Origin of the sequence: Streptomyces misionensis (assembly GCF_007896895.1) — a bacterium.
Taxonomy (GTDB): domain Bacteria; phylum Actinomycetota; class Actinomycetes; order Streptomycetales; family Streptomycetaceae; genus Streptomyces; species Streptomyces misionensis_A.
Map to the genome: position 1 here is coordinate 19,914 of NZ_VOGW01000102.1, position 26,806 is coordinate 46,719.

Annotated in this window: 22 protein-coding genes and 2 pseudogenes; 15 read left to right on the forward strand and 9 right to left on the reverse strand. The window is 70.7% G+C overall.

Annotated elements, in window-relative coordinates:
* Window positions 1-63 precede the first annotated feature (63 nt).
* Complete coding sequence (locus FRZ03_RS17795) at window positions 64-1,953, reverse strand: amidohydrolase (RefSeq protein ID WP_146466148.1); 1,890 nt, start codon at window positions 1,951-1,953, stop codon at window positions 64-66.
* 338 nt (window positions 1,954-2,291) lie between these two features.
* Here FRZ03_RS17795 and FRZ03_RS17800 point away from each other — a divergent pair, with 338 nt between their 5' ends.
* Both FRZ03_RS17800 and FRZ03_RS17805 read left to right on the forward strand, forming a co-directional pair.
* Window positions 2,292-3,260, forward strand: coding sequence for an alpha/beta hydrolase (locus FRZ03_RS17800; RefSeq protein WP_146466149.1), 969 nt, complete (start codon window positions 2,292-2,294; stop codon window positions 3,258-3,260).
* A gap of 238 nt (window positions 3,261-3,498) precedes the next feature.
* Window positions 3,499-4,077, forward strand: a complete 579-nt coding sequence (locus FRZ03_RS17805) for a Dps family protein (RefSeq protein WP_146466150.1) — start codon at window positions 3,499-3,501, stop codon at window positions 4,075-4,077.
* Between the two features lie 437 nt (window positions 4,078-4,514).
* Here FRZ03_RS17805 and FRZ03_RS17815 read toward each other — a convergent pair whose 3' ends face one another.
* Entirely contained in the window at window positions 4,515-5,342 is an 828-nt protein-coding gene (locus FRZ03_RS17815; RefSeq protein ID WP_146466151.1) for an alpha/beta fold hydrolase, read from the reverse strand.
* Window positions 5,343-6,141: 799 nt separating this feature from the next.
* On the opposite strand from FRZ03_RS17815, the gene FRZ03_RS17820 reads away from it, so the two are divergent.
* On the forward strand, window positions 6,142-7,281 hold the full coding sequence (locus FRZ03_RS17820) for an alpha/beta hydrolase (protein ID WP_261399220.1): 1,140 nt from the start codon (window positions 6,142-6,144) through the stop codon (window positions 7,279-7,281).
* A gap of 372 nt (window positions 7,282-7,653) precedes the next feature.
* Here the strand turns inward: FRZ03_RS17820 and FRZ03_RS17825 are convergent.
* The 3 genes and pseudogenes from FRZ03_RS17825 to FRZ03_RS17835 all read right to left on the reverse strand — a co-directional run.
* A pseudogene (locus FRZ03_RS17825) lies at window positions 7,654-7,875 on the reverse strand (helix-turn-helix domain-containing protein); the annotation flags it as partial.
* Between the two features lie 36 nt (window positions 7,876-7,911).
* A complete protein-coding gene (locus tag FRZ03_RS17830) occupies window positions 7,912-8,982 on the reverse strand; it encodes a saccharopine dehydrogenase NADP-binding domain-containing protein (protein WP_261399222.1) in 1,071 nt (356 codons plus the stop codon).
* 51 nt (window positions 8,983-9,033) lie between these two features.
* The gene (locus FRZ03_RS17835; RefSeq protein WP_146466153.1) at window positions 9,034-9,966 is read right to left on the reverse strand and encodes an NADP-dependent oxidoreductase; all 933 of its coding nucleotides are present in this window, start codon (window positions 9,964-9,966) and stop codon (window positions 9,034-9,036) included.
* A gap of 118 nt (window positions 9,967-10,084) precedes the next feature.
* On the opposite strand from FRZ03_RS17835, the gene FRZ03_RS17840 reads away from it, so the two are divergent.
* Complete coding sequence (locus FRZ03_RS17840; RefSeq protein ID WP_146466154.1) at window positions 10,085-10,651, forward strand: TetR family transcriptional regulator; 567 nt, start codon at window positions 10,085-10,087, stop codon at window positions 10,649-10,651.
* 509 nt (window positions 10,652-11,160) lie between these two features.
* Here FRZ03_RS17840 and FRZ03_RS17845 read toward each other — a convergent pair.
* Window positions 11,161-12,846, reverse strand: coding sequence for a ribonuclease J (locus FRZ03_RS17845; RefSeq protein ID WP_146466155.1), 1,686 nt, complete (start codon window positions 12,844-12,846; stop codon window positions 11,161-11,163).
* A 703-nt stretch (window positions 12,847-13,549) separates the two neighbouring features.
* On the opposite strand from FRZ03_RS17845, the gene FRZ03_RS17860 reads away from it, so the two are divergent.
* A complete protein-coding gene (locus tag FRZ03_RS17860) occupies window positions 13,550-14,842 on the forward strand; it encodes a cytochrome P450 (RefSeq protein ID WP_261399223.1) in 1,293 nt (430 codons plus the stop codon).
* Between the two features lie 96 nt (window positions 14,843-14,938).
* On the opposite strand, the gene FRZ03_RS17865 is transcribed toward FRZ03_RS17860, so the two are convergent.
* Window positions 14,939-15,496, reverse strand: coding sequence for a GNAT family N-acetyltransferase (locus FRZ03_RS17865; protein WP_146466158.1), 558 nt, complete (start codon window positions 15,494-15,496; stop codon window positions 14,939-14,941).
* Window positions 15,497-15,962: 466 nt separating this feature from the next.
* Between FRZ03_RS17865 and FRZ03_RS17870 the strand changes: the two genes are divergently transcribed.
* The 3 genes and pseudogenes from FRZ03_RS17870 to FRZ03_RS41225 all read left to right on the forward strand — a co-directional run bounded on the left by FRZ03_RS17870 (window position 15,963) and on the right by FRZ03_RS41225 (window position 18,811).
* Window positions 15,963-16,190 carry a ferredoxin gene (locus tag FRZ03_RS17870; RefSeq protein ID WP_146466159.1) on the forward strand — a complete coding sequence of 76 codons (228 nt, stop codon included), beginning with the start codon at window positions 15,963-15,965 and terminating at the stop codon, window positions 16,188-16,190.
* Window positions 16,187-17,563: pseudogene (locus FRZ03_RS17875) on the forward strand (NAD(P)/FAD-dependent oxidoreductase); the annotation flags it as partial. The gene FRZ03_RS17870 and the pseudogene FRZ03_RS17875, both read left to right, overlap by 4 nt.
* A gap of 51 nt (window positions 17,564-17,614) precedes the next feature.
* A complete protein-coding gene (locus FRZ03_RS41225; protein WP_146466199.1) occupies window positions 17,615-18,811 on the forward strand; it encodes a cytochrome P450 in 1,197 nt (398 codons plus the stop codon).
* Between the two features lie 506 nt (window positions 18,812-19,317).
* On the opposite strand, the gene FRZ03_RS39170 is transcribed toward FRZ03_RS41225, so the two are convergent.
* Window positions 19,318-19,905, reverse strand: a complete 588-nt coding sequence (locus FRZ03_RS39170) for a TetR/AcrR family transcriptional regulator (RefSeq protein WP_186785477.1) — start codon at window positions 19,903-19,905, stop codon at window positions 19,318-19,320.
* Window positions 19,906-20,290: 385 nt separating this feature from the next.
* Between FRZ03_RS39170 and FRZ03_RS17890 the strand changes: the two genes are divergently transcribed.
* The 7 genes from FRZ03_RS17890 to FRZ03_RS40370 all read left to right on the forward strand — a co-directional run bounded on the left by FRZ03_RS17890 (window position 20,291) and on the right by FRZ03_RS40370 (window position 25,688).
* Window positions 20,291-20,674, forward strand: a complete 384-nt coding sequence (locus FRZ03_RS17890) for a hypothetical protein (RefSeq protein WP_186785478.1) — start codon at window positions 20,291-20,293, stop codon at window positions 20,672-20,674.
* Between the two features lie 140 nt (window positions 20,675-20,814).
* Window positions 20,815-22,005 (forward strand): FAD-dependent monooxygenase, encoded by a 1,191-nt coding sequence (locus FRZ03_RS17895; RefSeq protein WP_146466162.1) that lies wholly within the window; start codon window positions 20,815-20,817, stop codon window positions 22,003-22,005.
* Window positions 22,006-22,178: 173 nt separating this feature from the next.
* Window positions 22,179-23,474: a bifunctional 3-oxoadipate enol-lactonase/4-carboxymuconolactone decarboxylase PcaDC gene (pcaDC, locus tag FRZ03_RS17900; protein ID WP_146466163.1), complete on the forward strand. Its 1,296-nt coding sequence runs from the start codon at window positions 22,179-22,181 to the stop codon at window positions 23,472-23,474.
* A gap of 71 nt (window positions 23,475-23,545) precedes the next feature.
* The gene (locus tag FRZ03_RS17905) at window positions 23,546-24,181 is read left to right on the forward strand and encodes an MBL fold metallo-hydrolase (RefSeq protein ID WP_146466164.1); all 636 of its coding nucleotides are present in this window, start codon (window positions 23,546-23,548) and stop codon (window positions 24,179-24,181) included.
* Between the two features lie 40 nt (window positions 24,182-24,221).
* Window positions 24,222-25,001, forward strand: a complete 780-nt coding sequence (locus FRZ03_RS17910; protein WP_146466165.1) for an exodeoxyribonuclease III — start codon at window positions 24,222-24,224, stop codon at window positions 24,999-25,001.
* Between the two features lie 15 nt (window positions 25,002-25,016).
* A complete protein-coding gene (locus FRZ03_RS17915) occupies window positions 25,017-25,436 on the forward strand; it encodes a DUF6278 family protein (protein ID WP_146466166.1) in 420 nt (139 codons plus the stop codon).
* Between the two features lie 129 nt (window positions 25,437-25,565).
* Complete coding sequence (locus FRZ03_RS40370; RefSeq protein WP_261399225.1) at window positions 25,566-25,688, forward strand: hypothetical protein; 123 nt, start codon at window positions 25,566-25,568, stop codon at window positions 25,686-25,688.
* Between the two features lie 370 nt (window positions 25,689-26,058).
* Here the strand turns inward: FRZ03_RS40370 and FRZ03_RS17920 are convergent, their stop codons facing one another.
* Window positions 26,059-26,796, reverse strand: coding sequence for a hypothetical protein (locus FRZ03_RS17920; RefSeq protein ID WP_146466167.1), 738 nt, complete (start codon window positions 26,794-26,796; stop codon window positions 26,059-26,061).
* Window positions 26,797-26,806 lie beyond the last annotated feature (10 nt).

A 26,806-nucleotide genomic window follows, 5' to 3' on the forward strand; every position in this document is an offset into this window, starting at 1 on the left:
GACGGTCGTCCGGGACCGGGGGAGGGAAAGTCCTGGGGCCGGATCGCGGTGGGCGCGACCGGTTCAGAGGGAGAAGCAGGGGTCGAAGACCGGGTTGTCCTGCTCGGGCGCGAGACCCCGGCGGGCACGCCACTGGCGGTGCAGCTCCGACTCCGCGGCGGCCTCGCCGAGCAGTTCGGCCTGGCGCACTCCCGACCTGCCCGTCGGCGGGGCGGCCCGGTAGCCGCCGAAGTGCGCCACCGGGCTCCACTCGGGTGTCACGGGAGGCATCTGCTCGTCCATGCCCTCGTACTCGCGGGCGCCGTAGACGACACGCCCGCCGACGACCGTGAGCAGGGCCTCGATGTGCGGGATCTCCGGGTCGGCGACCGCGAAGTAGTCCTCCGAGAGCACGGTGAGGTCGCCGAGGAAGCCGGGACGCAGCACGCCCTTGCGGTCCTGCTCGCCGGTGAGCGCGGCACCGGCCGTGGTGAACATCTCCAGCGCCGTCTCCCGGTCGACCCGGTTGTGCGGCGGGTGGATGGTCAGGTCGCCGACCGTGCGGCCGGTGACCAGCCAGTGCAGCGCGATCCACGGGTTGTACGAGGAGACGCGGGTGGCGTCGGTGCCGGCGGCCACGGTCAGGCCCCGGCCGAGCATCGCGCGGATCGGCGGGGCGTCCGCGGCGGCCCCGATGCCGTACCGGCGCACGAACGCCTCGCCCTGGAACGACAGCCGGTTCTGCACCGACATGGCGCCGCCGAGGGCGACGACCCGGTCGAGGCTGTCGGCCGACACGGTCTCCGCGTGGTCGAACAGCCAGCGGTTCCCGCCGGGGAAGAGCCCCTCCGCGGCGAGCTTCTCGAACACGGCGAGGTCGCGGCGGATGGTCTCGTCGTAGGTGGCGTGCAGGCGGAAGCCCCAGTCGTTCTCCATGAGGAGACGCACGGCCTTCTCGAACTCCACCTCGTAGTCCGGGGCGTGTTCGGGACGCGGCTCGGCGAAGTTCTCGAAGTCCGCCGCCGCCCAGGTGAGGTTCTCGCCGGCGCCGTTGAGGCGGAGCCACTCGTCGCCGTCCTCGGGGCGGACCATGCCGATCCAGCGGGTGAGGTCGTCGATCTCCTGGCCCGCGGTCTGCGGGAACAGGTGATAGGCGATGCGCAGCGACAGCTCGCCGTCCCGGGCGAGTTCCGTGACGGTCTCGTAGTTCTCCGGGAAGTTCTGGAACCCGCCCGCCGCGTCGATCGCCGAGGTGAGCCCGAACCGGTTCAGCTCCCGCAGGAAGTGACGGGTCGACGTCTTGCGGTGCTCCTCGTCCAGCACCGGCGCCTTGGCCAGCGTCGAGTAGAGGATCAGGGCGCTGGGCGCCGCCAGCAGCATGCCCGTGGGCTCGCCGGTGCGGCCGCGCACGATCTGCCCGCCGCGCGGGTCCGGGGTGTCCTTGTCGTAGCCCACCGCCTTGATGGCCGCGCGGTTGAGGATCGCGGCCTGGTACAGGTGCAGGACGAAGACCGGGGTGTCCGGTGCGGCGGCGTTCAGCTCGGCGACGGTGGGCAGCCGCCGCTCGGCGAACTGCTCGGCCGACCAGCCGCCGACCACGCGCACCCACTGGCCCTTGGGCGTGCGGGCCGCCTGCTCGCGCAGCATGGCCAGGCCCTCGCGCAGGGAGCGGACGCCGTCCCAGCGCAGCTCCAGCACGTAGTTGAGGCCGCCGCGGATCACGTGCAGATGAGCGTCGTTGAGACCGGGGATCACCCTGCGGCCGAGCGCGTCGATCACCCTCGTGGCGGGACCGACCTGGTCGGCCACGTCCTTGTCCGCGCCGACGGTGGTGATGACGCCGTCGCGGATGGCGATCGCCTCGGCCTGCGGGAGGCGGGGATCACCGGTATGGATCTTGGCGTTGCGGACGATCAGGTCCGCCGCGTCGTCGGTGGCGCGGGGTATCAGCCCGCCGACCGGCATCGTGGACACCTTTCGACAACCTCCTGCGGGGCGCACAGCGCGGGATGTGAGGGGGGCCGCGTCCGAGTCAGGCTGGGATCTGACGCACGAGAGACCGTGCCGCGGCTGCTTCACCAGCACGCTAGGCCCGGCCGTCGCGGCCCGGAGTCCGGTCAGCGCACCGGCATTTGTCCGTGAGTGCACGGCGGGCCGGCGCCGTGCACGATGGGGCCAGGACCGGTGCGCGCACGGGCAACGACCGCGCGCCCCGCGGACCTAGCGTGGCCCGGAGCACGGCCCGGCGGACCCCGCGCCGAGGCGGGCCGCGTCGCCGGAGGAGCCGGCGCGTACTTGAGTCAGGAGTTCCCATGTCCTACGTCCACGAGCCGGTTCAGCCGGTGCTCGAACCGGCCGCGGCCGCGTTCGCCGAGGCGACCGCCAACCCGCCCTACCTCTTCGACCTGCCCCCGGCCGAGGGCCGCAAGGCCGTCGACGAGGTGCAGTCCGGCGACATCGCCAAGCCCGAGGTGGACGAGGAGTGGATCACCGTCTCGGGCGGTCCGACCGGCAGCGTCCGCGCCCGGATCGTCAAGCCGGCCGGTGCCGAGGGCACCCTGCCGGTGGTGCTGTACATCCACGGCGCCGGGTGGGTCTTCGGCAACGCCCACACCCACGACCGCCTGGTCCGGGAACTCGCCGTGGGCGCGAACGCGGCCGTCGTCTTCCCGGAGTACGACCTGTCCCCCGAGGCCCGTTACCCCGTGGCCATCGAGCAGAACTACGCGGTCGCCCAGTGGATCGTGCGGCAGGGCGGGACCAAGGGACTGGACGGCGCGCGGCTGGCCGTGGCCGGCGACTCGGTCGGCGGCAACATGAGCGCGGCGCTGACGCTCATGGCCAAGGAGCGCGGGGACGTCGCGCTGGTGCAGCAGGTGCTGTTCTACCCGGTGACCGACGCGAGCTTCGACACCGGTTCCTACCACCAGTTCGCGACCGGCTACTTCCTGCGCCGCGACGGCATGCAGTGGTTCTGGGACCAGTACACGACGGACGAGGCGGAGCGGGCGCAGATCACCGCCTCCCCGCTGCGCGCCACCACCGAGCAGCTCACCGGCCTGCCGCCGGCCCTGGTCATCACCGCGGAGGCCGACGTCCTGCGCGACGAGGGCGAGGCCTACGCGAGCAAGCTCCGCCGGGCCGGCGTGCCCGTCACCGCCGTGCGCTACTCGGGCGTCATCCACGACTTCGTCATGCTCAACGCCCTGCGCGAGACCAACGCCGCCGACGCGGCCATCAAGCAGGCGGCGTTCGTCCTCCGCTCCGCCCTGCACGACTGATCCACCACGCGGTGCGCCCGGCCACGTGAGGCGGCCGTGACCGGTCGTCCGGCGCGAAGGCCGCGCGGAACTCCCTGCGGGGGGCGCCGCGCGGCCTTCGCGCGTGTGCCGACGGCGTACGGCGGGGGCACTGTGCGCTGACGGGCACCGGGGTGTGCGCTGCCGGGCAAGCCGGGGCCGCCCGGCCGCCTAGCGTCACCTGGGTACGCACAGCACGGCACCGCAGGAGGCGGCAATCATGACCACCAGCTCTCATCACGTGAGCGGCAGCCAGCCGTGGCTGCACCAGAAGGGCGAGGTGATCCAGGACTTCGGGACCGTCAAGCAGTTCCCGCTCGGCCTGTCGTACGAGGCCCGGATGTACTCCTGCCAGCGCCTGAACAAGGTCCTGGCGGACACGCAGATCCTCTACGGCCTCTACAAGAAGCACCACTGGCTGATGCGGGGCGCGACCTTCTACCAGCTGCACCTGGTGCTGGACAAGCACGCGGGCGAGCAGCTGGAGCTGGTCGACACCCTCGCCGAACGCGTCCAGTCGCTGGGCGGCGTCGCCGTGGGCGATTCCCGGCACGTCGCGGAGATCACGTCGATCCCGCGGCCCCCGGACGGCGTGGAGGAGGTCCCGGCGATGCTGTCGCGGCTGCTGGAGGCCCACGAGACCATCCTCGTCGAGGCCCACGACGCCGCCGCGCGCACCGCCGACCTGGGCGACGACGGCACCAACGACCTCCTCGTCTCGCAGGTGATCAGGACCGGCGAGCTCCAGTCCTGGTTCCTGGCCGAACACCTGGTGGACACGCCCCTCGTGCGTTCCTGAACCCCTCGCGGCGGTGAGCCCCGGCCCAGGGGCTCGCTCCCGCGGGATCGCCGGTGCCGGTCAGGACCCGCACGGGCGGACGGCGAGCCGGCCGGTGCCCGGCGCAGGGGTCCGGGTCGCTCGGGCCGTTCGGTGCCGTCGAACCAGCCGTGTTCCGGGGACCGTTCGCCCCGCCGGGTACCGGCCGGTCGTCCCGGCTCTCCGTCGACGCCGGCGTGGCCGCCGCCCACACGGTCTCGAACAGCGTCGTCAGTGCCGCCACCAGCGCGGGGGAGTGGACCACCGGCGACCCCGACCGCGGCCGGTCGCCGCGCACCGGGAGCAGTGCCGCCGTACGGTCGAACACCGCGAGCTGCCCCGGCAGTTGCGAGGCCCGGGTGGCCGCATCTGCTGCTGTGGCGCTGCGCGGCTGCGCCCGGTGGCGCGGCCGATGGCGGTCAGCGGCGCAGGAACTCGATCAGGTCCTGGTTGAACTTCTCCTTGTCGCCGGCGACCATCGCGATGCCGTGCGAGCCGCCCTCGTAGACCTTCAGCTCGGCGTCGGCGATGATCTCGGCCGACCTGCGGCCGGTGGCGTCGATGGGGACGACCTGGTCGTCGTCGCCGTGGACGACGAGGGTGGGGATGTCGAACTTCTTGAGGTCGTCGGTGAAGTCGGTGTAGGCGAAGGCGTCCACGCAGCGCACGCCGCCCTCGATGGTCTGCGCCATGGCCATGTACCAGAAGGCGTCCTTGTTGCCCTGCGTGACCTTGTTGCCGGAGCGGTTGGCGGAGAAGAAGCCCTCCGCGGTGTCCTTCCAGAACTGTGAGCGCTCGTTGAGGATGCCGTTCTTGATCGAGTCGAACACCTCGTCCGGCACACCCGCGGGATTGCTCTCCGACTTCGCCATGATCGGCGGGACCGCGGACAGCAGTACCGCCGAGCGCAGGCGCCTGGTGCCGTGCCGGCCGATGTAGCGGGCGAGTTCGCCACCGCCCATCGAGTGGGCGACCAGGGTGACGTCGGTCAGGTCGAGGTGGTTGATCAGGTCGTTGAGGTCGTCGGCGAAGGTGTCGAAGTCGTAGCCGTCCCAGACGGGTGTGGAGCGGCCGTGGCCGCGCCGGTCGTGGGCGATGCCGCGGTACCCGGCGTCGGCGACCGCCTTGAGCTGGTCCTGCCAGGCGTCGCCGTTGAGCGGCCAGCCGTGGATGAACACGACCGGGCGTCCTTGGCCCCAGTCCTTGTAGAAGATCTCGACTCCGTCGCGGGTGGAGCATACGGGCATGATCCGGTCCTTTCGGTGGAGGGTGCGGGTGCCCCCCGGCCGTGAGCGGCCCGGAAGGCGGTGGCACGGGGGCGGGTTCAGACGAAGGCGTCCGCGACGCGACCGCCGACCGCGGCGTCGATGTTCTCCCGAGGGCCGAGCGACGCGCTGCACCGAACCGCAGGTCGCACGGCCCTACGCCCCCGACTCCTGTGGCGGCCCCAGCGCGACCGGCTCGTCAAAAGCATCACCCGCCGGCCTCGTAACGGAGTGTCCGTGGCGGTCGGACTCGCGGTGGCACTCGACCCGGATGCGCCGTTCGGAGCCGCTGACGCACCACATAGAGGCCGGCCATCGTGCATCGCGTGACATCGGTGGTGACCGGGGCGGCCATGACGGACTCCTTCGCGGTGACGGGGCACTCCGCGGAAAGCTGATGACGGCGGGAACGGCAGGCAACGGATGCTCGGGCAGCACGTGCTTCATCGGTCGGCAGGGGCACACGACGTACGCGGAGACGCCTGCTGCTCTCCGGCCTCCCTTTCACTATCCGGGCTCGGCACCCGGGCGGCAATCCGGGCCTTTCGCGTGCTGCCCGGCGCAGGGCGCGGGCGGGGTCGTTTCCGCGGGGCGTGAAGCACGGTGACGAACGCCGGGGGCAGCGGCGCTGAAGGGGTGTACGACCGCGCACACCGGTTGGTACCGGTCGTCACTCCGTCGGCAGAGCCCGATCACCCGAACGGCCCGTCCGCTGCGCGACCGGTCGAGTTGCCCGCAACTGTACGTGGAGGGGGGAAAGTTCACCCAGAAGGAGACGTTGATGCGTGCAACCGAGGGACAAGCCCGTCGCAGGAGCCTGTCGACCGTGGCGGCGGCCGTGGCCGCAGGCGCCGTCCTGGCCGGATACGGCGCCGCACCCGGCGCCGCCACCACCCTCCCCGCGTCGGTCGTCACCGGCGGCGGCACGGCCGGCGGCGACACCTCCAACGGCGATGTCCCCTGCGGGGTGCCGCCCATCTCGCTCGACCGCACCACGCAGTCCTTCCTCAACCAGCTCGCCCACCAGGACGGCAAGCCGCTGTTCGAGCAGACCCCCGCGCAGGCCCGGGAGGTCCTCGACAAGCTCCAGGCCGGCCCCGTGCCCGAACTCCCCGCCGACATCACCGAAAAGACCGTCGACGGCGGCCCCACCGGACAGGTGTCCCTGCGCATCGTCCGTCCCGCCGGAGTCAAGGGAACCCTTCCCGGCCTCGTCTACATCCACGGCGGCGGCTGGGTGCTGGGCAACGAGAAGACCCACGACCGCCTGGTACGCCAGCTCGCGAACAAAGCCCGCGCGGCAGTCGTCTTCGTCAACTACACGCCCTCCCCGGAAGCGCGTTTCCCGGTCGCCATCGAGCAGGCCTACGCCGCCTCCAAGTGGGTGGCCCAGCACGGCAACGAGATCGGCATCGACGGGAAACGCCTCGCCGTCGCCGGCGACTCCGTCGGCGGCGACATGACCGCCGCCGTCACCATGATGGCCAAGCAGCGCGGCGGCGTGAAGTTCCGCCGGCAGGTCCTGCTCTACCCCGTCACCGACGCGAACTTCGACACCGCCTCCTACAAGCGGTTCTCGGAGAACTGCTGGCTCACCCGCGCCAACATGAAGTGGTTCTGGGACAAGTACGCCCCACGCGCCGCCGACCGCGACAACCCGCTGGCCTCGCCCAACAAGGCCACCACCGAGCAGTTGCGCGGCCTGCCCCCCGCGCTCGTCGTCACCGACTCCGACGTCCTCCTCGACGGCGCCAGGACCTACATCGGCAAGCTGCGCGCCGCGGGCGTCGACGTCCAGCACCTCCACTACCCGCGGACCGTGCACGACTTCATGATGCTCGACGCGCTGCGCGACACACCGTCCGCCAAGGACGCCGTCGCACAGACCGGCAAGGTCCTGCGCCAAGCCCTGAACGGCTGACAGACGATCCCGCGACCGGTCGGAGGCGTCACGGTGCCCCCGACCGGGCACGGCGCGCATCACCGCCGTCCGACCGTCCCGACGGCTCGAACCCTCCGAGGCCTTCTGCCGGAGGCCACAGGTCCCGTGCCGTCCGCTCCGGCGCCGGCGGCCGGCCGTCGGCACACGGGGACACGCCGCCCCGGCCCCGGCGGCCGGCTCGGTTCTGCGGCCCTCTCGCCGAGGCTTCATCCGGTCGGGGCAGCGGACGGTACGCGGGCTCTTCCCGACGGCGGCACCCTGCACTGGGCGATGCCCACCGCGGCACTGCACGTCGGCGACTTCGGCCAGGCCATCCCCGCCCCGGACCTGTCCTGACCACTCGAAGATCATTCTGTTGGGGTTCCGAAGGACGCGGCCCGCATCGCCTTTGCCGCGCCGGCGGCGGACCCACTTGCGGGCGGTGGCGCGGGAGATGCCCATCTCATCGGTTACGTGGGCGACGGTCCTGCCGGACCGGACCTGGTCGACCAGGGGCCTGCGGCCATGGACGGTCAGCCGCGCATCGGGGTGGACACAACGACCTCCGCAGTGGTGGTCAGCGGCGACCGCCACCGCCAAGCCGGCGCATCGGGCAGGATCGGCGGCAGGTCACTGTCGGCCGCTCTGCGGCAGCAGGTACGTGGCACCGCACGATTCGGCGAGGGTGGGGCCGAAGTGGGCGGCCGGAGTGTAGGCGCCAGGCCGGCCCTCACCGGCCAGCAGCCGGCGGGCGATCTCCGCGGGCACTGCTCCGGTGTACTCCTGCGCGTCGCCCAGGCGCAGCCAGCCCTCTCGGGTCTCGCCGTCTGTCCAGGTCACGACGGCGTGACCCCAGGAGTGCTCGCGCGGACGCTCCTTCGCCTCGACTCGTACCCGGGCGAGGTGGCGGGTGGTGAATGAACGCAGCCGCTCCCATCGCATGAGGGTGCTCAGGGCGGGCATCATGGCCCGGATCAGGGGCGAGGACGGTGCTTCGCTGGTCGCCGAGAGTACGTGGCGGGCTCCGCTCGCTCGGTGTGCCGCGAGCAGTTCGCCCGACGGCATGCTCGCGGTGGTGACCTGCGAGCCGTCGGGCAGGGTGAGGCGAACCGTGTCGCCGAAGATCCGGGCGGGTACCAGGCGGCCGTCGGTGATGCGACGACCGTGGAGGCTGCCCAGGAGGGTGCCGATCAAGGCTTCACCGGCGGTGCCTTCCTCCATCGCGATCGAGGGCACCATGTCGACCCGGACCCGAAGCGGCGCGGGACGGCCCTCGCACAGCTTCACTACGACGCTCTCGGTGGCGGTCACGCCGAACCCGGCACCGGTGACCAGCGTATGGCCCGCCTGGACGGCCGCGTCGTGCATCTCGTACGTGGCCGAGACCGCCGCGACATCGTTCGCCAGATCGATGTAGTGGCTGCCGGCGGCGCGGCAGGCGTAGATGACCTCAGGGGCCGTGGTGGTGAACGGTCCGACCGTGTTGATGACCACGGCGGGGCGTCGCTGCCGGATTTCCGCGACGGCGGCCGCAAGGGAAGGGGCCGGCAGCGTTTCGCTGCCGGTCGGCTGCGCCGCGGCGTGCAGGCGGTTCGCGTCCCGGCCGACCAGGACGGCGCTCAGGCCGAGCCGGGCGAGCTGTGCTGCGATGCTGCGGCCACTGCGCCCGGTGCCGCCGAGCACCCAGACCTGTGCATTCATTCGAAGAGTTCCTGTCATGGGGAAAGGCCGAGAGGCGGGCGGATGTGAGGGTCAGGCGGTCGTGATGACGAGCTTGCCGCCCTTGGGCGTGCCGTCGCGTTCGAGTTCGGTGAGCGCCTTGACGGCCTCGGTGAGCGGCACCGTGCGGGCGACCGGCACCCGCAATGTGCCGCGGCCGGCGGCGCGCGCGACCTCCTCGAGATCCGCCGTGACGGGCGTGGCGATCAAGACGTTGTACGGGCCCGGGAGTGCGCTCCTTGCGAGGTTCGCGGGGGTGGGGTGGATGCCGACGATGCGTCCGCCTGGCCTCAGCATCTTCTTCGCAGCGTCGGTCGGGAGCGTGCCGGCGGTGTCGACGACGAGGTCGAATCGGCCGCTGAGCGGCGTCGGGTCGAAGCCGAATTCGACGATCGGGTCGAGGCCGAGGTCGCGCACGTCGTGCGTGGCGCTGCCGCGGCAGCTGCCTCCCACTGCGGCGCCGTGCGCCAGCGCGATCTGCACGCCGGCTCGGCCGACTCCACCGAGGCAGCCGTTGACGAAGACCGATTGCCCGGGCTGCAGCTTTCCCTTCCTGACCATGGCTTGGAGTGCGGTGAGACCAACGGTCGGGATGGCGGCGGCCTCCTCGAAGGAGAGGTTCTCGGGCTTCTTCACCACCCCTTTCTCCGCGGCCAGGACCATCTCGGCGAAAGCTCCCGACGCCTTGATCGACGCCCCGCCGAGTACGTCGTCGCCGATGGCGAGCCGAGTGACGCCCTCGCCGACGGCCTCGACGACGCCCGCGAAGTCGTAGCCCAGTCCGCGCGGGAACTTCCGCCCCGTCACCATCTTCATCGCGCCGCTGCGGACACCCCAGTCCATCGGATTGGCCGCGGCTGCCCGCACGCGGACCAGGACCTCGCCGGAGGCAGGTCGAGCCGGCTCGAAATCCTCCAGACGCATCACTTCGGGTCCGCCGTACTGGTGGTACTGGATGCGCTTCATCCTGGGCCTCCACAAGCCGATGTCATCGAATGACATCACCCTACCACGGTGATGTCATCAAGTGACATCGCGCGAGTGGAGCGGAGTGGCACGAGGTGACATCACCTACACTCGCGGCATGGGACGGTGGAAGCCTGGGGCCGGTGACCGGCTGCGCGAGGCCGCACTATCGCTCTATCTGGAGCGTGGCTTCGAGCAGACGATGGTGGCGGACATAGCCGAGCGGGCGGGCGTCACCGCCCGCACGTTCTTCCGGTACTTCGCCGACAAGCGCGAGGTCCTCTTCGGCGATTCCTCCGCCCTGGAGGAGGAGGCGCTGGCTGCTCTCGAGGGGGTGCCGGCCACGACGTCGGCGCTGGATGCCGTCGCGGCCGTACTCGACACCGTGGCCCGGATGGTGGGCGGCGACCGTGAGCTCGCACGGAAGCGACAGACCGTGATCATGGCGAACGCCGATCTCCGCGAACGCGAGTTGATCAAGCTCACCTCCCTGTCGGCCGCCCTGGCCGACAGGTTGCGACAGCGAGGCATCGACGACATCGAGGCCAGCCTGGCCGCCGAAACCAGCATCGCCGTGTTCCGCGTCGCCTTCTCGCGATGGGTCACCGCCACCGACGATCAAGACTTGCAGGACATCATTCGCCAGACGCTGGACCGACTGCGGACCCTGGCCGCCGGCCGCTGAACCGCGTGGGCCCGCCCGCGCCCGCCGACGTCGAACAGTCGGTCAACCCGCACCATCCCAGCGGCCGGCTCCTGTCCGAGACGGACGTCCGCCGGGTCCTGGAAGCCGCACCAGAGAACTCTCCGGTGGTGCTCGACGAGGTCGCTGTGGCTGATCAAGCCCATCTGGGACATGGGCCAGGCACAGATCGCCGGCGGCATTGCCGGACTCAACGACGACGAGCATGTGTCCCGCGCTGTGCGAACCGTGGTGGAGATGCGCGACTACGTCACCGCCGGCGTGGACGCCCTCGACGGGCTCCGCGCCGCCCTCGGCTGGCCGGCAACGCTGTCCCACGCCGGGGTCGGACGGCACGCGCGGTCGGCTGCACCACGATGGTGCTCCGGCCGGTGCCGCGCACGTACCGGCCCGCCCCCCGGCCGCCCGCTGGGGCGGCTGCCGGCCCCCGTGCCCGACCTCGACGCCGGCGGCCCCGCGGGACGGAACGGGACAGCGCTGCCGGCTGTGGCTCAGGCGTCGATGATGACGGGGATGATGAGGGGCTTGCGGCGATGGGTGCGGAACGCCCAGTCCGCCACGGCGCGGGCGAGGAGTTGTTCGAGCTGGCGCGCGTCCCCGACGCCCTCCTCGGCCGCGGTGGCCAGGGTCTTCTCGATGACGGGGACGACCGGCTCGAAGGTGGCGTCGTCGTGGACGAAGCCCCGGGCCAGGAAGTCGGGGGCCTCGGCGAGGGCGCCGGTGTCCGCGTCGACGATCGCCACCACCGTGACCACGCCTTCGGCGGCGAGGGTGAGGCGGTCCTTGAGGGACGCTTCGGTGGCGCCGCCGACTTCCATGCCGTCCACGTAGACGTTGCCGGCGGGGACCTTGCCGGTGATGGATGCGCGTCCGTCGACCAGGTCGACGACGACCCCGTCCTCGGCGATGACGACCCGGTCGGGGTCGACACCGGTGCGGATGGCGAGGTCGGCGTTGGCCCGCAGGTGGCGCCATTCGCCGTGCACGGGCATGACGTTGCGGGGTTTGACGATGTTGTAGCAGTAGACGAGTTCGCCCGCGCTGGCGTGCCCGGAGACGTGCACCTTGGCGTTGCCCTTGTGGACCACGTGGGCGCCCCACCGGGTGAGTCCGTTGATCACCCGGTAGATGGCGTTCTCGTTGCCGGGGATGAGGGAGCTGGCGAGCAGGACGGTGTCGCCCTTGCCGATGCGGATCAGGTGGTCGCGGTTGGCCATCCGTGACAACGCGGCCATGGGTTCGCCCTGGGAGCCGGTGCACACCAGAGCGATCTTGTGGTCCGGGAGCTTCTCCAGCTCCTTCGTGCTGACGACGAGACCGGAGGGGACCTTCAGATAGCCCAGGTCACGGGCGATGCCCATGTTGCGGACCATCGACCGGCCGACGAAGGCGACCTTGCGGCCGTGTTGGTGGGCGGCGTCCAGGACCTGCTGGATGCGGTGCACGTGGCTGGCGAAGCTGGAGACGATGACGCGGCGCGGCGCGGTGCGCATCACCTGCTCGATCGCCGGGTTCAGCTCTCGCTCGGAGGTGGTGAAGCCGGGTACCTCGGCGTTGGTGGAGTCGGTGAGGAACAGGTCCACCCCTTCCTCGCCGAGGCGGGCGAAGGCGCGCAGGTCGGTGATGCGGTCGTCGAGCGGGAACTGGTCCATCTTGAAGTCGCCGGTGTGCAACACCATCCCGGCCCGGGTGCGGATCGCGACCGCGAGGCTGTCGGGGATGGAGTGGTTGACCGCCACGAACTCGCAGTCGAAGGGCCCGAAGCCACGCCGGTCGCCCTCCCGCACCCGCACCGTGCGCGGCCGGATGCCGTGTTCCTTGAGCTTCGCCTCCAGGAACGCCAGAGTCAGCTTGGAGCCGACGACGGGAATGTCGGACCGCTCGCGCAGCAGGTACGGCACGCCACCGATGTGGTCCTCGTGGCCGTGGGTGAGTACCACGGCCACGATGTCGTTCAGCCGGTCCCGGATCGAGGTGAAGTCCGGCAGGATCACGTCCACGCCGGGCTGGGTCTCCTCGGGGAACAGGACGCCGCAGTCGACGATGAGCAGCTTGCCCGCGTGCTCGAAGACGGTCATGTTGCGGCCGATCTCACCCAGGCCGCCCAGGGCGATGACCCGCAGCCCTCCTCGGGGAAGGGGCGGTGCGGCTTTCAGCTCGGGGTGCGGATGACTCATACCCTGACGGTACCCGGAGAACGGCGCAGGATGATCCATTGCCTCTGAGGGGGGGGCAACGGCGGCGACGCAGCTTGTGACGTTTATAGGGGGTTGCCCTGACGGACCCGGCGAAGGTGCCGAACTTCGCCCTGCCGGCAGAGGGCGATCAGACGCTCACCGGCATCCTGGGTCGGGCGGCAGATCCGCCAGGGAACGTTGTTCCGCCTCGAAGCCGCCGCGGCGTCGCCGGCCGCGCTGTTGGTCCTGCTGCTCGGTCGCCGGCGGCCGGTGTGGGTGTGCGCGTTCCTGGTGTCCGTCTCCGCACTGGGCGCCGTGCTGCTCCATGGGTTCGTGAACGTGGGCGCTCTCTGTCCCCCGACGGCGAGGGCGGCTGATCGCTCAGCTGGGCAGCGCTCTGTCGGGACCGGCTCTGATCCAGCCTTGCACCGATGCACCATATGCGAAAAGCTGGTACGTATCGGCACATTATGCGGCAGGCAAGCGAGAGGAGTGGCTCATGATCGCCAAGCTGCTCGCCAAGTTGTCCTTCACCCGCAACTACGGTGCGTACGGGGCCCACGACTGGGGCACGCACACCGGCGACGACAGGGTGTGACGACACGCCCGGCGGGCGCCCTTGGGCTCCCGCCGGCTTCTGGCCGCGTGCCGACGCTGTCGACCTGACAGGGTGCGAGAAGTCAGGGGCGATCCCATGGGCGCAGTGCACGAGCCGCCGCGGTTGCCCGGAGGCGGCTTCGCGGCCTGGAGCCGCGACCGGCTGGCGGTGGCGCGCCGTGGCGCTGACGAGTGCGGGGACGTGTGGCAACTGGAGTCGGGTGTCTACGTAGCCGCTACGGCCAGGGTGTGTGAAGCGGTCCTGCGCCGCGCGCAGGACTTCCGCAAGCTCTCCTCGCCCCTCTTCCCGCCGCTGAAGCGGGCCGGCGGAGCGCAGATGCCCGAGGAATGGGTGCACGCTCGCGCTGCACGCATGCGCGGACTGCGCCCGCAGGCGGTTGCCGCCCGGATCGGTGAGATCGCGCCCGGGACCGCTCGATTTGCTGAGCAGTGGCCCCCGGACCGGGATGTCGAGATTCTGCCCGTGGTCCGGCCCGTCCTGGCAGAGATCGGCGTGCGCTACCTCTTCTCCGAAGACGCTCCTGCCCTGCTGCCCTTCGCCTGGCAGCTCTTCGTGGCCCGGGAGGTGCTCGTTCGCCCCACGCACTGGGTGTGGCCTCGCTGGGTTCCCACACCGGCACGGCGGTTCCGCACGCGGCGGCAAGTCGCCTTCACCAACGCATTGCGGTCCATCGTCCGCCGGCGCCGCTCATCGGGCCGGCTCGGTGACGACGTGCTGGGACAGATGCTCCGGCCCTCGTCCCGCTACGGCCCGCTGTCGGAAGAAGTCATCCTCGACACCCTCCCCGGAATCACCGTCGCCACCTTCGAGACACCCACCCGGGCAGCCGCATGGATCCTGCTCCACCTGGCCCGGTACACCCAGGCCGCGGACCGCGTTGCGGCCGAAGCCGCCCTGCTGCCCGCCGACCCGGCCACGACGACCAGCACCCACCTCGACAACCTGCAGTACACCCAGGCGCTGGTACGCGAAGTGCTCCGACTGCACCCCCCGAGCTGGCTGCTCACCCGGCGCGCCCCGCGGCGGACTCAGCTCGCCGACTACACCATCGACGCCGGATCCACCGTTCTCGTCTGCCCCTACACCGCCCACCGCGACGCACGGGAACACCCGGAACCGGACCGGTTCCGGCCCGAACGCTGGCTCGACGATCCGGACTCGTCGTCGAGACCCGGGGTCTTCCTCGGCTTCGGTACCGGGCCGCACGGTTGCGAGGGAGCCGCTTTGGCCATGGCCATGCTCACGCTCATGACCGCGCAGACCGCCCGCCGCTACCACTTGAGCGAGCTGCCCGGCGCGGAACCCGGCTACCGCCTCACCACCTTCGAAGGTCTCGCAACCGCCGGCCTGCACCTGCGTGCCACCTTGCGCGGCTGAGGGCACTGCTCCTCTCGGTGGCAGGCCGCCTCCACCCGCGAACCACGAACGTCGATCAAGTCCGAGCGCCGTTCCAGACACGCGCGGATCACCGGCTCATGGTTCGCTCATCGTGTGTCGCCGGTCGAACTCGTTGACGAGCAAGCCCATCATGACGAGGTCGTGGTGCCGGCCGGCGAAGAAAACGTGTTCCCGCAAGCGCCCCTCCTCGGTGAAACCGAGCCCACGAAAAAGGGCCAGCGATGCCTTGTTGGGGGCCAAGACCGCCGCCAGGCATTTGTGATAGCGCCGCTCGGCGAACATGAAGCGCAGCAGCAGCACCGCGGCTTCCGTCGCGTAGCCCTTGCGCCGGTGGCCGGCGCTGATGGTGATATCGAACTCGAACCAGCCTGAGCGAGGGCCGGTGCGGTGTGAGCCGACTGCACCGACCAGCTCTCCCGTGGCCGTCGCTTCGACCGCCAACCGGAAGCGGTCGTCATCGCACTCGGCGACGGCTTGCTCCTTCGCCCAGGCACGGTAGCTCTCGGCAGACTTCGGCAGGTCCAGCCGGCCTCCTTGCGGCCCGTCATCGTCGGCGAAACGCGCGAACGCCGTCCAGTCGCCAGGCTCGACAGCGCGCAGGCGTACCCGATTACCGGTCCAGGACGATGCCATGCCCCATTTGATCACGCTGCTGTGCGCGCGAGGCCGACAGGCACGCCGAGGCAGGCATTGCCCGCCGTGCGTCTCACCGCTGCCCGGTCGAGGGCCGCTGTCCAGCGTCGTCGATGTCAACGTCGGACACCAGGCGTTCGTCTCCCGGGCCATCCGATTCGCAGGTATCGGTGCCGCTGTTACGCTCGTTCTGTGACGGCTTTCCGGCCAACCGTGCCACATGGATTCCGTCGAAACGGCAAGCCCGAAGAGCGTGGCTTGCGTGAACAGAATGCAGCCGACCAGGGATGCGTCCGTGGTCAGGCGCCCATCGCCTGAGCCGCGATGATCGATCCTTTCATGGGGATCCCGACGAGCGCGGTCACCCCCCCCGCACACTTTCGTGGGGCTGGGCAACGGCCGGATCCGCGCCCGGAGTGGCGCCGGCTTGGCGGGTCTGGAGCTCCCGTTCTCTGGGGAGGTCGGGGTGAGAGTTGTCGTTGATCTTTCCCGATGCGAGGGGTATGCGCAGTGCGCGTTCCTGGCGCCGGAGGCGTTCCGGATGCGCGGTGACGAAGCGCTCGTATACGACCCGAACCCCGATGACGTCTGGCGCGACCAGGTGCTACGCGCCGCGGCGGCATGCCCGGTCCAGGCAATCCTGGTCGACCAGTTGGAGGCGTCGCACGCACCGGCGGAGGCGCCGCCGTCATGACCAGTGCCGACAACCTGCGTGCGTTCAAGCGTGATGGCCGCATCGTGGTCGTCGGAGCTTCGCTGGCGGGGCTGCGGGCCGCGGAGGCTCTGCGAGACGAGGGTTTCACCGGATCGTTGACCATGATCGGTGACGAGTTGGGCGAGCCGTACGACCGGCCTCCCCTGTCCAAGCAAGTACTGACCGGGTGGGTGCCGGCGGGGGGAACCACTTTGCCCCGCCGACGTGGCATCGATGCGGAGTGGCTGCTGGGCGTGCCCGCCGGCGGGCTGGACCTCGCGACCAACCACGTGACGCTCACCGACGGACGCGAGGTTCCCTTCGACCGGGTGCTGATCTCTACCGGGGTACGGGCCCGACCGTGGTTCGTCGAGTCCGAGGCGGCCCTGGACGGAGTGTTCGTCGTACGTACGCGCGAGCATGCCGAGAGCCTGGAGCGGGCCCTCGCCGCCGGGCCTTCCCGGGTTCTGGTCATCGGTGCGGGATTCACGGGCTCCGAGATCGCCTCCGTCTGCCGAGATCGGGACATCCCGGTGACCGTCGCCGAACTTTGGGCGGCCCCGCTGCTCGGGGCGCTCGGCGCAGTGATCGGTGGGGTTGCGGCGGACATGCAGCGCGCTCACGGTGTCGACCTGCGGTGCGGAGTCAAGGTCGCCCGGCTTGAGGGCGACGCGCAGGGACGGTTTCGCCGTGCTCACTTCGACGACGGCAGCACGGTTGACGCCGATGTGGCAGTGGTGGCACTCGGGAGCATCCGTAACACCGAGTGGCTGCGGGGGGCGGGACTGGCGGCGGGCTTGCGGGGCATCACCTGTGACACGGGCTGCCGCGCCCTCGACATCAATGGCCGCGCCCTCGACGACGTCTTCGCCGCGGGAGACGTGGCACGTTGCCCGAACCCCTTCTACGAGTCCCGGCTCATCGCACAGGAGCACTGGGCCAACGCGGTGCAGCAGGCAGAAGTCGCGGCACACAACATGGTCAGCGCCCGGGCGGACCGCCGGCCCTACCGGTCCATCCCGCTGTTCTGGTCGATCCAGTTCGGCGTCAACATCAAGTCCGTCGGCGTGCCGACCTTCGCCGACGAGGTCGTCGTCACCCAGGGATCGCTGGACGACCACCGTTTCGTCACCGCATACGGCTGTCGGGGCCGCGTCACGGCTGCAGTGAGCTTCGACAACGGCAAGTGGCTGGACCACTACCGACGGCTGATCGAGACGGCCGCACCTTTCCCGCCTCCCTGCCCCACGCCGGACCAGCCGGCCGACACGAGACCGGTGCCCGTCGGTTTCCCCGGCCCCGCCCTGCTCGCGCAGGGTGCCACGGTGGTCGTCGCGGGCCATGACCCGGGTGAGTGCCGTGCCACGGCCGTGCAACGGCATCAGCAGGAGGAAGACCAGACGACCACGACCGGGGCACCCGGCATGCTGGAACGGATCTTCGACTACTCCGCCCGGGCCGACCCCTACCCGCTGTATGCCGAGTTGCGCAGGACGCCGGTGGTTCGGCAGGAGGACGACAGCTACGTCGTCAGCACCTATCGCGAGATCACGGACATGCTGAATGACCCGCATCTGAGTTCCGACCTGCGCAATCTGTCGTGTCCGGTGCCCCCGGCCGAGGAAGGGGCCGCCTCGGCGTTCATCCACATGGACTCGCCCGAGCACGATCGCCTGCGGCGTATGGCGATGCGTCACTTCGGTCCCCCGCACACCCCTGGACTGGTGACCGGACTCGAAGGCTTCCTGACCGCCACCGTCGGCGGCCTGATCGGCGATTTTGCGGGCAGGAAGCGGATCGACGTCGTCGACGACTTCGCCTTCCCGTTGCCCGTAACCGTGACCTGTCACTTGCTCGGTGTGCCACGCGAGGACGAGCCGAGGTTCCACCTCTGGGTGAACGACATCATGAACTCGATCGACTACAACCCCGAGACCGACCCGAAGGAGAAGCGCGACAAGGGCGTGCGGGCCCGCAAGGACTTGCGCCAGCGCCTCGGCGAGCTGGTGGAACAGTGCCACGGCCGGCCAGGAGACGGCCTGCTGTCACGACTGGCCAACGAAGACGGGCCCGGCGGCCGGATGGCCGACGCCGATATCGTCGCCACCGCCAGACTGCTCCTCATCGCCGGCCATGAGACCGTCGTCAACCTCATCACCAACGGCGTTCTGACGCTGCTGCGTCATCCGCGGGTGCTACAGCGACTGCGCCACGAACCGGGCCTCGTCGTGCCGCTGGTCGAGGAACTCCTGCGCTACGAGCCGCCCGTGCACATCATTCCCTGGCGGGCGGCGTACAGCGATATCACCGTCGCCGACACCGTCATCCCCCAGGGCTCGCGGATCATGCTCATGCTGGCCTCAGGCAGCCGCGATCCGAAGCGCTTCCACGATCCGGACCGCTTCGATCCGGACCGACGTGACAACCAGCACCTGGGGTTCGGCAGCGGCATCCACCTGTGCTTCGGAGGCCCGCTGGCCCGGCGGGAAACCCAGATCGCGCTGACCGAGCTGGTTCACCGCCTCGACCGACCCAGACTGGTCGCCGATCCGCCCCCGTACCGGCCCAGCCCCGTTCTTCGGGGCCCCCTCCATCTGGATATCGAGCAGGGGGACGGCTGACACGGCAGTCGAGGGCAGCTGCAAGGTCGCGCCGCGGCCGGCCAGCTCCGGCATTCGACACCAACTCGCCACTCTCCTCAGCTCCCGTCCCGTCCACCAACTGACCGCACCACATCCAGGGGACAGCCCGGCCGCCTGTCCGGATGGTTGCCTGCGTTCCCGAACCGGTGCGCGAGGCAGTCGTACGGCCGGGTAGCCGAACTGGACGCGGCCGGCGCACGACGACGACGGCAACAGGCCCGAATGATCGGGGCTGATCAACAGCGGCGAGTTCCTCAGATCCTGCAGCGTCCGTACGCCAGTCAAGTGGTCGTGGACGTGGGCTGCCTCTTCCGGGGACAGCCCGGGGGAGACGATCGCGCCGATGGGGGCCCGGCCGCGGATGTCGAGGAGCACGAGCACCATGGTCTCGGTGCCGTGGGTGACCACGAGTCGGCGAGCCCGCTGCCCTCGATCGCGCGGCTTACGGCACCGTCGGCAGGGATCGTCCCCGCGGGCGGCGACTTCTACGCGGGGCCGACTCGCTCGCTGGGCGATCCGTCGCGGTCCGCGGGGACGAGCTTCGGGGGGACCGGGAGACGGCCGTGCAAGAGGAGGCTGACGAGTTGCTCGACCACCGCCTCGTCCGGCGCGATGCGATTCACCGCAGCCAGGTACACGACCGTTCCGGAGTAGATGTCGACCATCAGTGACGTATCGGTGTCCGGCGGCAACCGGCCTGCGAGGCGGGCCCGCTCCAGCAGGTTCACGACCGAAGCGCGGCGTGGTTCGATGAGCTCGGCGAAGGCACCGGTGCCGGTGGGGTCCTCGATCACGTCGGCGAGAAGCGCCGGAAGGATCAGGCACGTGGGCATGGCGGAGACGAGGTCGATGGTGAGACGGACGGCGGCGCGTAGGTCGGCTTCCAGATCACCGGTCTCGTCGATGGCAGGCAGGGGAACTTCCCCACTGAGGGCTTCGATCACGAGTGCGGCCTTGTTCGGCCACCACCGGTAGATGGTGGCCTTGCTGACACCGGCCCGCCGGGCGATGCCTTCGAAGGCGAGCCGCTGGTATCCGACCTCGCCGAGGAGGTCTTTCGTCGCCTTGAGCACCGCTTTGTGAGACTCCGGGCGGCGCCGCCGCGAGTCATGCGTGCTGCGGTCGGGCTCGGCACACTGAGGAGTCATCCTGTTCGGACGGCCGTCCTGCGACCTCGGAACGTCCACCGCATGCCTCCCTCTGTTCGCCACTGACCCCCGTTGACTTTGTCCATAAAGCGAGTCACTGTTGACGAAACGGGGCGTTTCGTACCGTAAAGCCTCACTTGTACTCAATAGTAAGATCCGCAAGCCTGCCTGGAAAATGCTGTGACGTCGTCCAGTGCCTCCGGCGGATGGATCACCGCACGCCGGACCCGCGCGCAGGATCTGGCGCGTGCAGGCGTTCCCCGTGAGCGCCCGAGGTTCCTGTTCCCACCCCCGGAGGGGGGTACATAGAATGCGCGCAACTACGAGCAAGATGCGGCGCATAGCCGCTGTGGTGTGCACGGCTCCCATCCTTGCCCTCGCGGCCGGAGCCGGCGCTGCAAGCGCGGCCGCTTTCCCCTCGTCCTCCCATGTCGCTTCGGCCCCCTCCTATGACGGCAACAGCCGCGGAGATCGCTGCTACTTCGGCGACGGCTGGGGAGATCGCTGCTTCTTCGGCGACGGCTGGGGCTGGGGCTGGGGAGACAACGGCCATTCCGGCGACGGCTGGGGCTTCGATCACGGGTTCGGTGGTGACCACGGGTTCGGTGGTGGCTACGGGTTCGGTGGTGGTTACGGGTTCGGTGGTGACCACGGTGGCGGTGGCGATCACGGTGGTGGCGGGCATGGCTACTGACGCTCCTGCGCAGTGAGTTCGCGATCAACGTGCGGCAGTTGTGTGAGTGCTGTATCCGGATGCCCGGGCCAACTCGGGCATCCGGACCGCTCCAAGGCGGCAGGCCTTCCAATCGACCGGTGGACGGGCGGTGCGCGGCGGTGAAGATCGTGTGTGTCGGTGCGGGGCCTGCCGGACTGTACTTCGCGATCTCGGCCAAGTTGCGCGATGCCGGGCACGAGGTCACCGTGTACGACCGCGACCCGCCCGCGGCCACCTACGGGTGGGGCGTCGTGTACGGGGACGACCTGTTGGATGTCCTCTACCGCAACGATCCGGAAAGCGCCCGGGAAGTCACCGCCAGGTCCGTGCTGTGGCAGGACCAGGAGGTGCGGGTGCACGGCTCCGGCGGCGAGCAGACGGCGTACTTCGGGGGTTACGGATACAGCATCAGCCGATCAGCATTGCTCGACGTCTTGGCCCGGCGTGCCGCACAACTCGGCGTCGACCTCCGGTACGGCCACCGTGTCGCGGATGCCTCGACGCTTCCCGAGGCGGACCTTCTCGTTGCCGCCGACGGTGCGAACAGCCGAGTCCGTGGACAGAGCGCAGCGTTCGGAACGCGCATCGAGTTCGGTCTCAATCCCTACATCTGGCTCGGCACGGACCAGGCGTTCCGCAGTTTCGTGTTCGACTTCGAGCGGACGTCGGCCGGATGGATCTGGTTTCACGCCTATCCGTCGGTCGCGGGAATCAGCACCTGCATCGTCGAATGCTCACCGCAGACCTGGCATGGTCTGGGGCTCGACGAGCTGGCCCACGACCAGGGAACGCGACTGCTGGAGGACACCTTCAAACGCGCACTCGACGGCCACCGCCTGATCAGCCGGTCGCGGCAGGCACCGCCGCACTGGCAGCGCTTCGCGCAGGTGACGAACAAGACCTGGTACCACGGCACGACGGCACTCGTCGGCGACGCTGCCCATACCACCCACTTCACGCTGGGTTCGGGCACCAGACTGGCAATCATCGACGCGATCGTCCTCGCACACAGTCTGAAGGAATACCTCGATGTGGAGGACGCGCTGCGTCAGTACGACCGCCATCGCCGCGCGGAACTCCATCCGGTGCAGGCGGCCGCGCGTACCAGCATGGCGTGGTTCGAGCACCTGGACCCGTACATCGACCGCGATGCTGTGGCCTTCGCGCACGCCATGTCGGTACGCCACGGGGGCCAGAACCCCTGGCATCATCAACTCCACCTTGCCACCCAGATCGCCGCCGTCCGCACGACACGGCGCGCCTTTGCCACTGGCCGACGCTGGTACCTCGCCCGCCGGAGAGGACAATGAGCGGACGTCGTGCCCCGGCCGTGCAGAACGCCGCACCCCGGAAGGCAAGGCCGACGCGAGATCATCCGATGTCTCGAGCGGTGTGCCGCCCGCGAGGTCTTCACCCTGGTCGGACCGGTTTCCCGCGCCCCCGCGTTATAGGGGCGTCCGTGAGACGTGAGAGGGTCTACGGCGTGAGTGAGACACCGTCGAACACCCTGCAATACCGCTTTGACGGGCCGGAAGAGGCGCCCGTCCTGATCCTCGGTCCCTCACTGGGTACCACATGGCACATGTGGGACCGCCAGGTTCCGGAACTGGCCAAGCAGTGGCGGGTCTTCCGGTTCGACCTGCCCGGGCACGGCGGAGCGCCCGCCCATCCGGCCGGTTCGGCGGGCGAGCTGGCCGCGCGGCTGCTGGCGACCCTGGACGGGCTCGGTGTGCAGCGGTTCGGATACGCGGGCTGCGCGCTGGGCGGCGCCATCGGCATCGAGCTGGCCCTGCGCCACCCCGAGCGGGTGGCCTCGCTCGCGCTGGTCGCGGCCTCGCCCCGGTTCGGCACGGCCGACGAGTTCCGCCAGCGCGGGGTGATCGTCCGCACCAACGGGCTCGACCCGATCGCGCGGACCTCACCCGAGCGCTGGTTCACCGGCGGGTTCGCCGCGGCGCAGCCTGCGATCACCGAGTGGGCCGTGCAGATGGTGCGCACCACGGACCCCGGCTGCTACATCGCCGCCTGCGAGATCCTCGCCTCGTTCGACGTCCGGGCCGAGCTGGGCCGGGTGGGTGTGCCGACGTTGGTGCTGGTCGGCTCGGAGGACCAGGTCACCGGCCCGGCCGAGGCCCGCACGCTGGTCGCGGGCATCCCGGACGCCCGGCTCGCGGTCGTGCCCGGCGCCTCCCATCTGGTCCCCGTCGAGCAGCCGGCCGCCGTCACGGACCTGCTGGTCCACCACTTCGCCACGGCCTGGCAGCAGCCCTTCGACACCGGCCAGATCGCGCTGCCGGGGGCGTCGGCCGCGATGCCGGTGCCGGCCGTGCCGCCGCAGGCGCCCGTGCCGGTCGCCGAGATCGCCCCGGCCGCCGCCGCGGCGCCGTCCGAGGGCCGGCCCGACCGGTACGAGACCGGGCTGAAGATCCGGCGGGAGGTGCTGGGGGACGCGCACGTGGACCAGGAGCTGGCCGGGGCCGACCGGTTCTCCGGGGACTTCCAGGAGTTCGTCACCCGCTACGCCTGGGGCGAGATCTGGGACCGGCCGGGCCTGGACCGCCGTACCCGCAGCTGCATCGCGCTCACCGCGCTGGCCGCCGGCGGCCATCTGGAGGACCTGGCCGCCCACACCCGCGCCGCCCTCCGCAACGGCCTCACGCCCGACGAGATCCGCGAGGTCCTCCTCCAGACCTCCCTGTACTGCGGCCTGCCCGCCGCCGCAGGGGCGTTCCGGGTCGCCCAGCGGGTCATCCAGGAGGAGACGACCCCCACCGAGTGAGCGCGCCCGGCGCCCCGGGCACCGCCTCCACCTCACGCGTCCTCGCACCCCGTCCGGCAGGATGGGGTGCCATGAAGCTCACCAAGAAGTCCCACGCCTGTGTGCGGATCGAGAAGGGCGGGCAGACGCTCGTCATCGACCCGGGAGGGTTCAGCGAGGAGGACGCGGCGCTCGGGGCGGACGTCATCCTCGTCACCCACGAGCACGCCGATCACTTCGACGAGTTCCGGCTGCGGGCCGCGATGGAGAACAACCCGGCGGCGGAGATCTACACGCTGAAGTCGGTCGCGGAGCGGATCGCGGCGGCGTTCCCGGGGCGGGTGCACACCGTCGGGCACGGTGACGCCTTCCGCGCCGCCGGCTTCGACGTGCAGGTGCACGGCGAGCTGCACGCCGTGATCCACCCGGACATCCCGCGCATCACCAACGTCGGCTATCTGATCGACGGCGGCAAGGTCTTCCACCCGGGCGACGCCCTCACCGTGCCGGACCAGGCGGTGGAGACGCTGATGCTGCCGGTCATGGCGCCCTGGAGCAAGATCTCCGAGGTGATCGACTACGTCCGCGAGGTGCGCCCGCGGCGCGCCTACGACATCCACGACGCCCTCCTCACCGATCTGGCCCGGCCGATCTACGACCACCAGATCGGCGCCCTGGGCGGCGCCGACCACCAGCGGCTGCGCCCCGGGGCGTCCGCCGAGGTGTGAGCGGGACCGGTTGTCGTACCCGCCAGGTAGGTTGTGAGACATGCGCATCGCCACCTGGAACGTGAACTCGATCACCGCCCGCCTCCCGCGCCTGCTGGCCTGGCTGGAGAGCAGCGGCACCGACGTGCTCTGCCTCCAGGAGGCCAAGGTCGCCGAGGAGCAGTTCCCCGTCGAGCCGCTGCGCGAGCTGGGCTACGAGGCCGCCGTGCACGCCACCGGCCGGTGGAACGGCGTGGCGGTGCTCTCCCGCGTGGGTCTGGAGGACGTCGTCAAGGGGCTGCCCGGCGACCCCGGGTACGACGGCGTGACCGAACCCCGCGCCGTCTCCGCCACCTGCGGCCCGGTCCGCGTCTGGTCGGTGTACGTGCCCAACGGCCGCGAGGTCGGCCACCCGCACTACGCGTACAAGCTCCAGTGGTTCGAGGCCCTGCGCGCGGCCGTGCTCGGCGACGCGCAGGGCAGCCGTCCCTTCGCGGTCCTCGGCGACTACAACGTGGCACCGACCGACGACGACGTGTACGACACCGCCGCCTTCGAGGGCGCCACCCACGTCACCCCGGCCGAGCGCGCCGCCCTCGCCTCCCTGCGCGAGGCCGGCCTGAGCGACGTCGTCCCGCGCCCGCTCAAGTACGACCAGCCCTTCACCTACTGGGACTACCGCCAGCTCTGCTTCCCCAAGAACCGCGGCATGCGCATCGACCTGGTGTACGGCAACGCGCCCTTCGCCAAGGCCGTCAAGGACGCCTACGTGGACCGCGAGGAGCGCAAGGGCAAGGGCGCCTCCGATCACGCGCCCGTGGTGGTCGACCTCGACGTCTGATGCCACGCTGGGTCCATGAACCTTCCGTTCCTGGGCCCCCGGCACAAGAAGCACGCCACCGCGGCGCTCCCGGCCGACCCCGAGTCGGTCGCCGCGCTGCTGTCCGAGTGCGAGCTGCTGCGCGCCCAGGCGGCCCGGGCCGGAGTGCGCCTGGACGACACCCCGGCCTCCCTGGAGGCCCTGGACCAGATGGTCCCGCGCTGGCGCGACGACGCGGAGACGCTGCCCTGGCTGGGCAATGACGCCGGGCTGTACCTGGGTACGGTGCTGGTCCGCACCGTGCCCGGCGCCGCCTGGCGGATCCGCGCCGACGGCGAGCCCGTCCTGTGCCTCGCCTCCGGCCGCGAGGTGGAGGTGGTGGACGCCGGGCGGCAGTGGGCCATGAGCGGAGTGCCCGAACTCTCCCAGCTCTACGGCGAGATCGCCGAGATCTGAACCCGCCGCCCAACACGGGCTTAAATACGGCTAATGCCGGAAAGGTGCGTGTCGTCCCTCGGCTCCCCGGCCGTCTGGATAGTTTGCGGCGACCACCACCACACAGCGGAGAGTGGAGTAGGGCTGCGTATGGCCGTCGATCCGTTGATCGAACCGACGAACGGCGACTGGAAGAAGGCGTACGAGGCGACGCGCACCGGCCGGTTCACCCGGCGCCCCGTGGATTCCCGTCCGTTACCCGGGATTCCCTGACCATCCGCCACGCGGCCCCGGGGACGGCCCGAGGGCCGTTCTCCCATGCCGGGACCACCGGTCCCCGAGGCCTCGACTACGATGGTGCGTTCCGCCCCGTGGTGAGGCAATCCCGCCGCACCGCACCGGGACGGAGGCACTGCCGCCGGGCGGGGACCCCATGGTCCCCGCACCGTGAGAGGGGCGGCAGTTCACACGGGCCAGGCTCGTCCGGCGGCAGCCGGAGATCACTGCTCGCGCGGGCGAGGAGAAGGTCAGCTGCGCGCCGGACGAGTTGCGCTCGCCGTACGGGCGGGCAGACGGCGCCCCGCCCAACGGCCACCCCACCCGACAGGCAGTCACCCCGACGCGCGCTCACCCCGACAGGGCGTCACTCCGCAGCGGCCGCCGCCGGTTCCGGCGGCGTCCGGGCCGCCCGGGTCACATCCGCGACCGGCTCCACCACGTCCGGGCCGTACGCCTCGGAGTTGAGGACCTTCAGCAGCAGCACGAAGGTGCCGTCGCCGTAACGGCGGGCCAACCGCTCGTGATGGCGGGCGAGATAGCGCGTCGCAGCCTGGTTGGTGATCGCGCTCTGGCCGCAGAACAGGAACACCGGGCGGGCCCGCTCCTCGGCGGTGACCCGGGCGAGCAGCACGTACTCCGCCACGCCCCGCTCCCTGCGGTAGCGCTCGCCGCCGATGTGGAACGTGCCCCGCTCGGCGACCGGTTCGGGATCGGTGGTGATCCGCAGCCCCGGCAGCATCGCCGCCATGTGGGCGGCCGTACGGCGGTTGGAGGCCGGGCCGCCGACGCAAAATTCGGCGCGCTCGCCGAAGCCCTGGCGGACCGCGTCCTGGGTGACCAGGTCGGCGTGCGCCCCGCACTCCTTGATGAGCGCCGACAGCTCCAGCAGCGCGAACACGTCGTAGCGGTGGACCGCGGGTTCGGCGGCGGCCGGGTCACGGTTCACGACGAGCAGCGCCTCCGCGTTCTCCGGCAGCCCGAAGAAGGCTTGCTTGCGCCGCAGTTTGCGGCGCCACAGACAGGTGCGGGCGAGCCAGCCCAGCGATGCCGAGATGCCGGTCGCCACCAGCCCGAGGACGATGTTGCGCACGTCGTCGTTCATGGCCGCGCAT

What these genes read in the sequence shown, in the direction of transcription:
- FRZ03_RS17800 (WP_146466149.1), top strand. Translation starts at nt 2,292, where the DNA reads ATGTCCTACGTCCACGAGCCGGTTCAGCCGGTGCTCGAACCGGCCGCG.
- FRZ03_RS17805 (WP_146466150.1), top strand. Translation starts at nt 3,499, where the DNA reads ATGACCACCAGCTCTCATCACGTGAGCGGCAGCCAGCCGTGGCTGCAC.
- FRZ03_RS17815 (WP_146466151.1), bottom strand. Translation starts at nt 5,342, where the DNA reads ATGCCCGTATGCTCCACCCGCGACGGAGTCGAGATCTTCTACAAGGAC.
- FRZ03_RS17820 (WP_261399220.1), top strand. Translation starts at nt 6,142, where the DNA reads ATGCGTGCAACCGAGGGACAAGCCCGTCGCAGGAGCCTGTCGACCGTG.
- FRZ03_RS17830 (WP_261399222.1), bottom strand. Translation starts at nt 8,982, where the DNA reads ATGAATGCACAGGTCTGGGTGCTCGGCGGCACCGGGCGCAGTGGCCGC.
- FRZ03_RS17835 (WP_146466153.1), bottom strand. Translation starts at nt 9,966, where the DNA reads ATGAAGCGCATCCAGTACCACCAGTACGGCGGACCCGAAGTGATGCGT.
- FRZ03_RS17840 (WP_146466154.1), top strand. Translation starts at nt 10,085, where the DNA reads ATGGGACGGTGGAAGCCTGGGGCCGGTGACCGGCTGCGCGAGGCCGCA.
- FRZ03_RS17845 (WP_146466155.1), bottom strand. Translation starts at nt 12,846, where the DNA reads ATGAGTCATCCGCACCCCGAGCTGAAAGCCGCACCGCCCCTTCCCCGA.
- FRZ03_RS17865 (WP_146466158.1), bottom strand. Translation starts at nt 15,496, where the DNA reads ATGGCATCGTCCTGGACCGGTAATCGGGTACGCCTGCGCGCTGTCGAG.
- FRZ03_RS41225 (WP_146466199.1), top strand. Translation starts at nt 17,615, where the DNA reads ATGCTGGAACGGATCTTCGACTACTCCGCCCGGGCCGACCCCTACCCG.
- FRZ03_RS17890 (WP_186785478.1), top strand. Translation starts at nt 20,291, where the DNA reads ATGCGCGCAACTACGAGCAAGATGCGGCGCATAGCCGCTGTGGTGTGC.
- FRZ03_RS17905 (WP_146466164.1), top strand. Translation starts at nt 23,546, where the DNA reads ATGAAGCTCACCAAGAAGTCCCACGCCTGTGTGCGGATCGAGAAGGGC.
- FRZ03_RS17910 (WP_146466165.1), top strand. Translation starts at nt 24,222, where the DNA reads ATGCGCATCGCCACCTGGAACGTGAACTCGATCACCGCCCGCCTCCCG.
- FRZ03_RS17915 (WP_146466166.1), top strand. Translation starts at nt 25,017, where the DNA reads ATGAACCTTCCGTTCCTGGGCCCCCGGCACAAGAAGCACGCCACCGCG.
- FRZ03_RS40370 (WP_261399225.1), top strand. Translation starts at nt 25,566, where the DNA reads ATGGCCGTCGATCCGTTGATCGAACCGACGAACGGCGACTGGAAGAAG.
- FRZ03_RS17920 (WP_146466167.1), bottom strand. Translation starts at nt 26,796, where the DNA reads ATGAACGACGACGTGCGCAACATCGTCCTCGGGCTGGTGGCGACCGGC.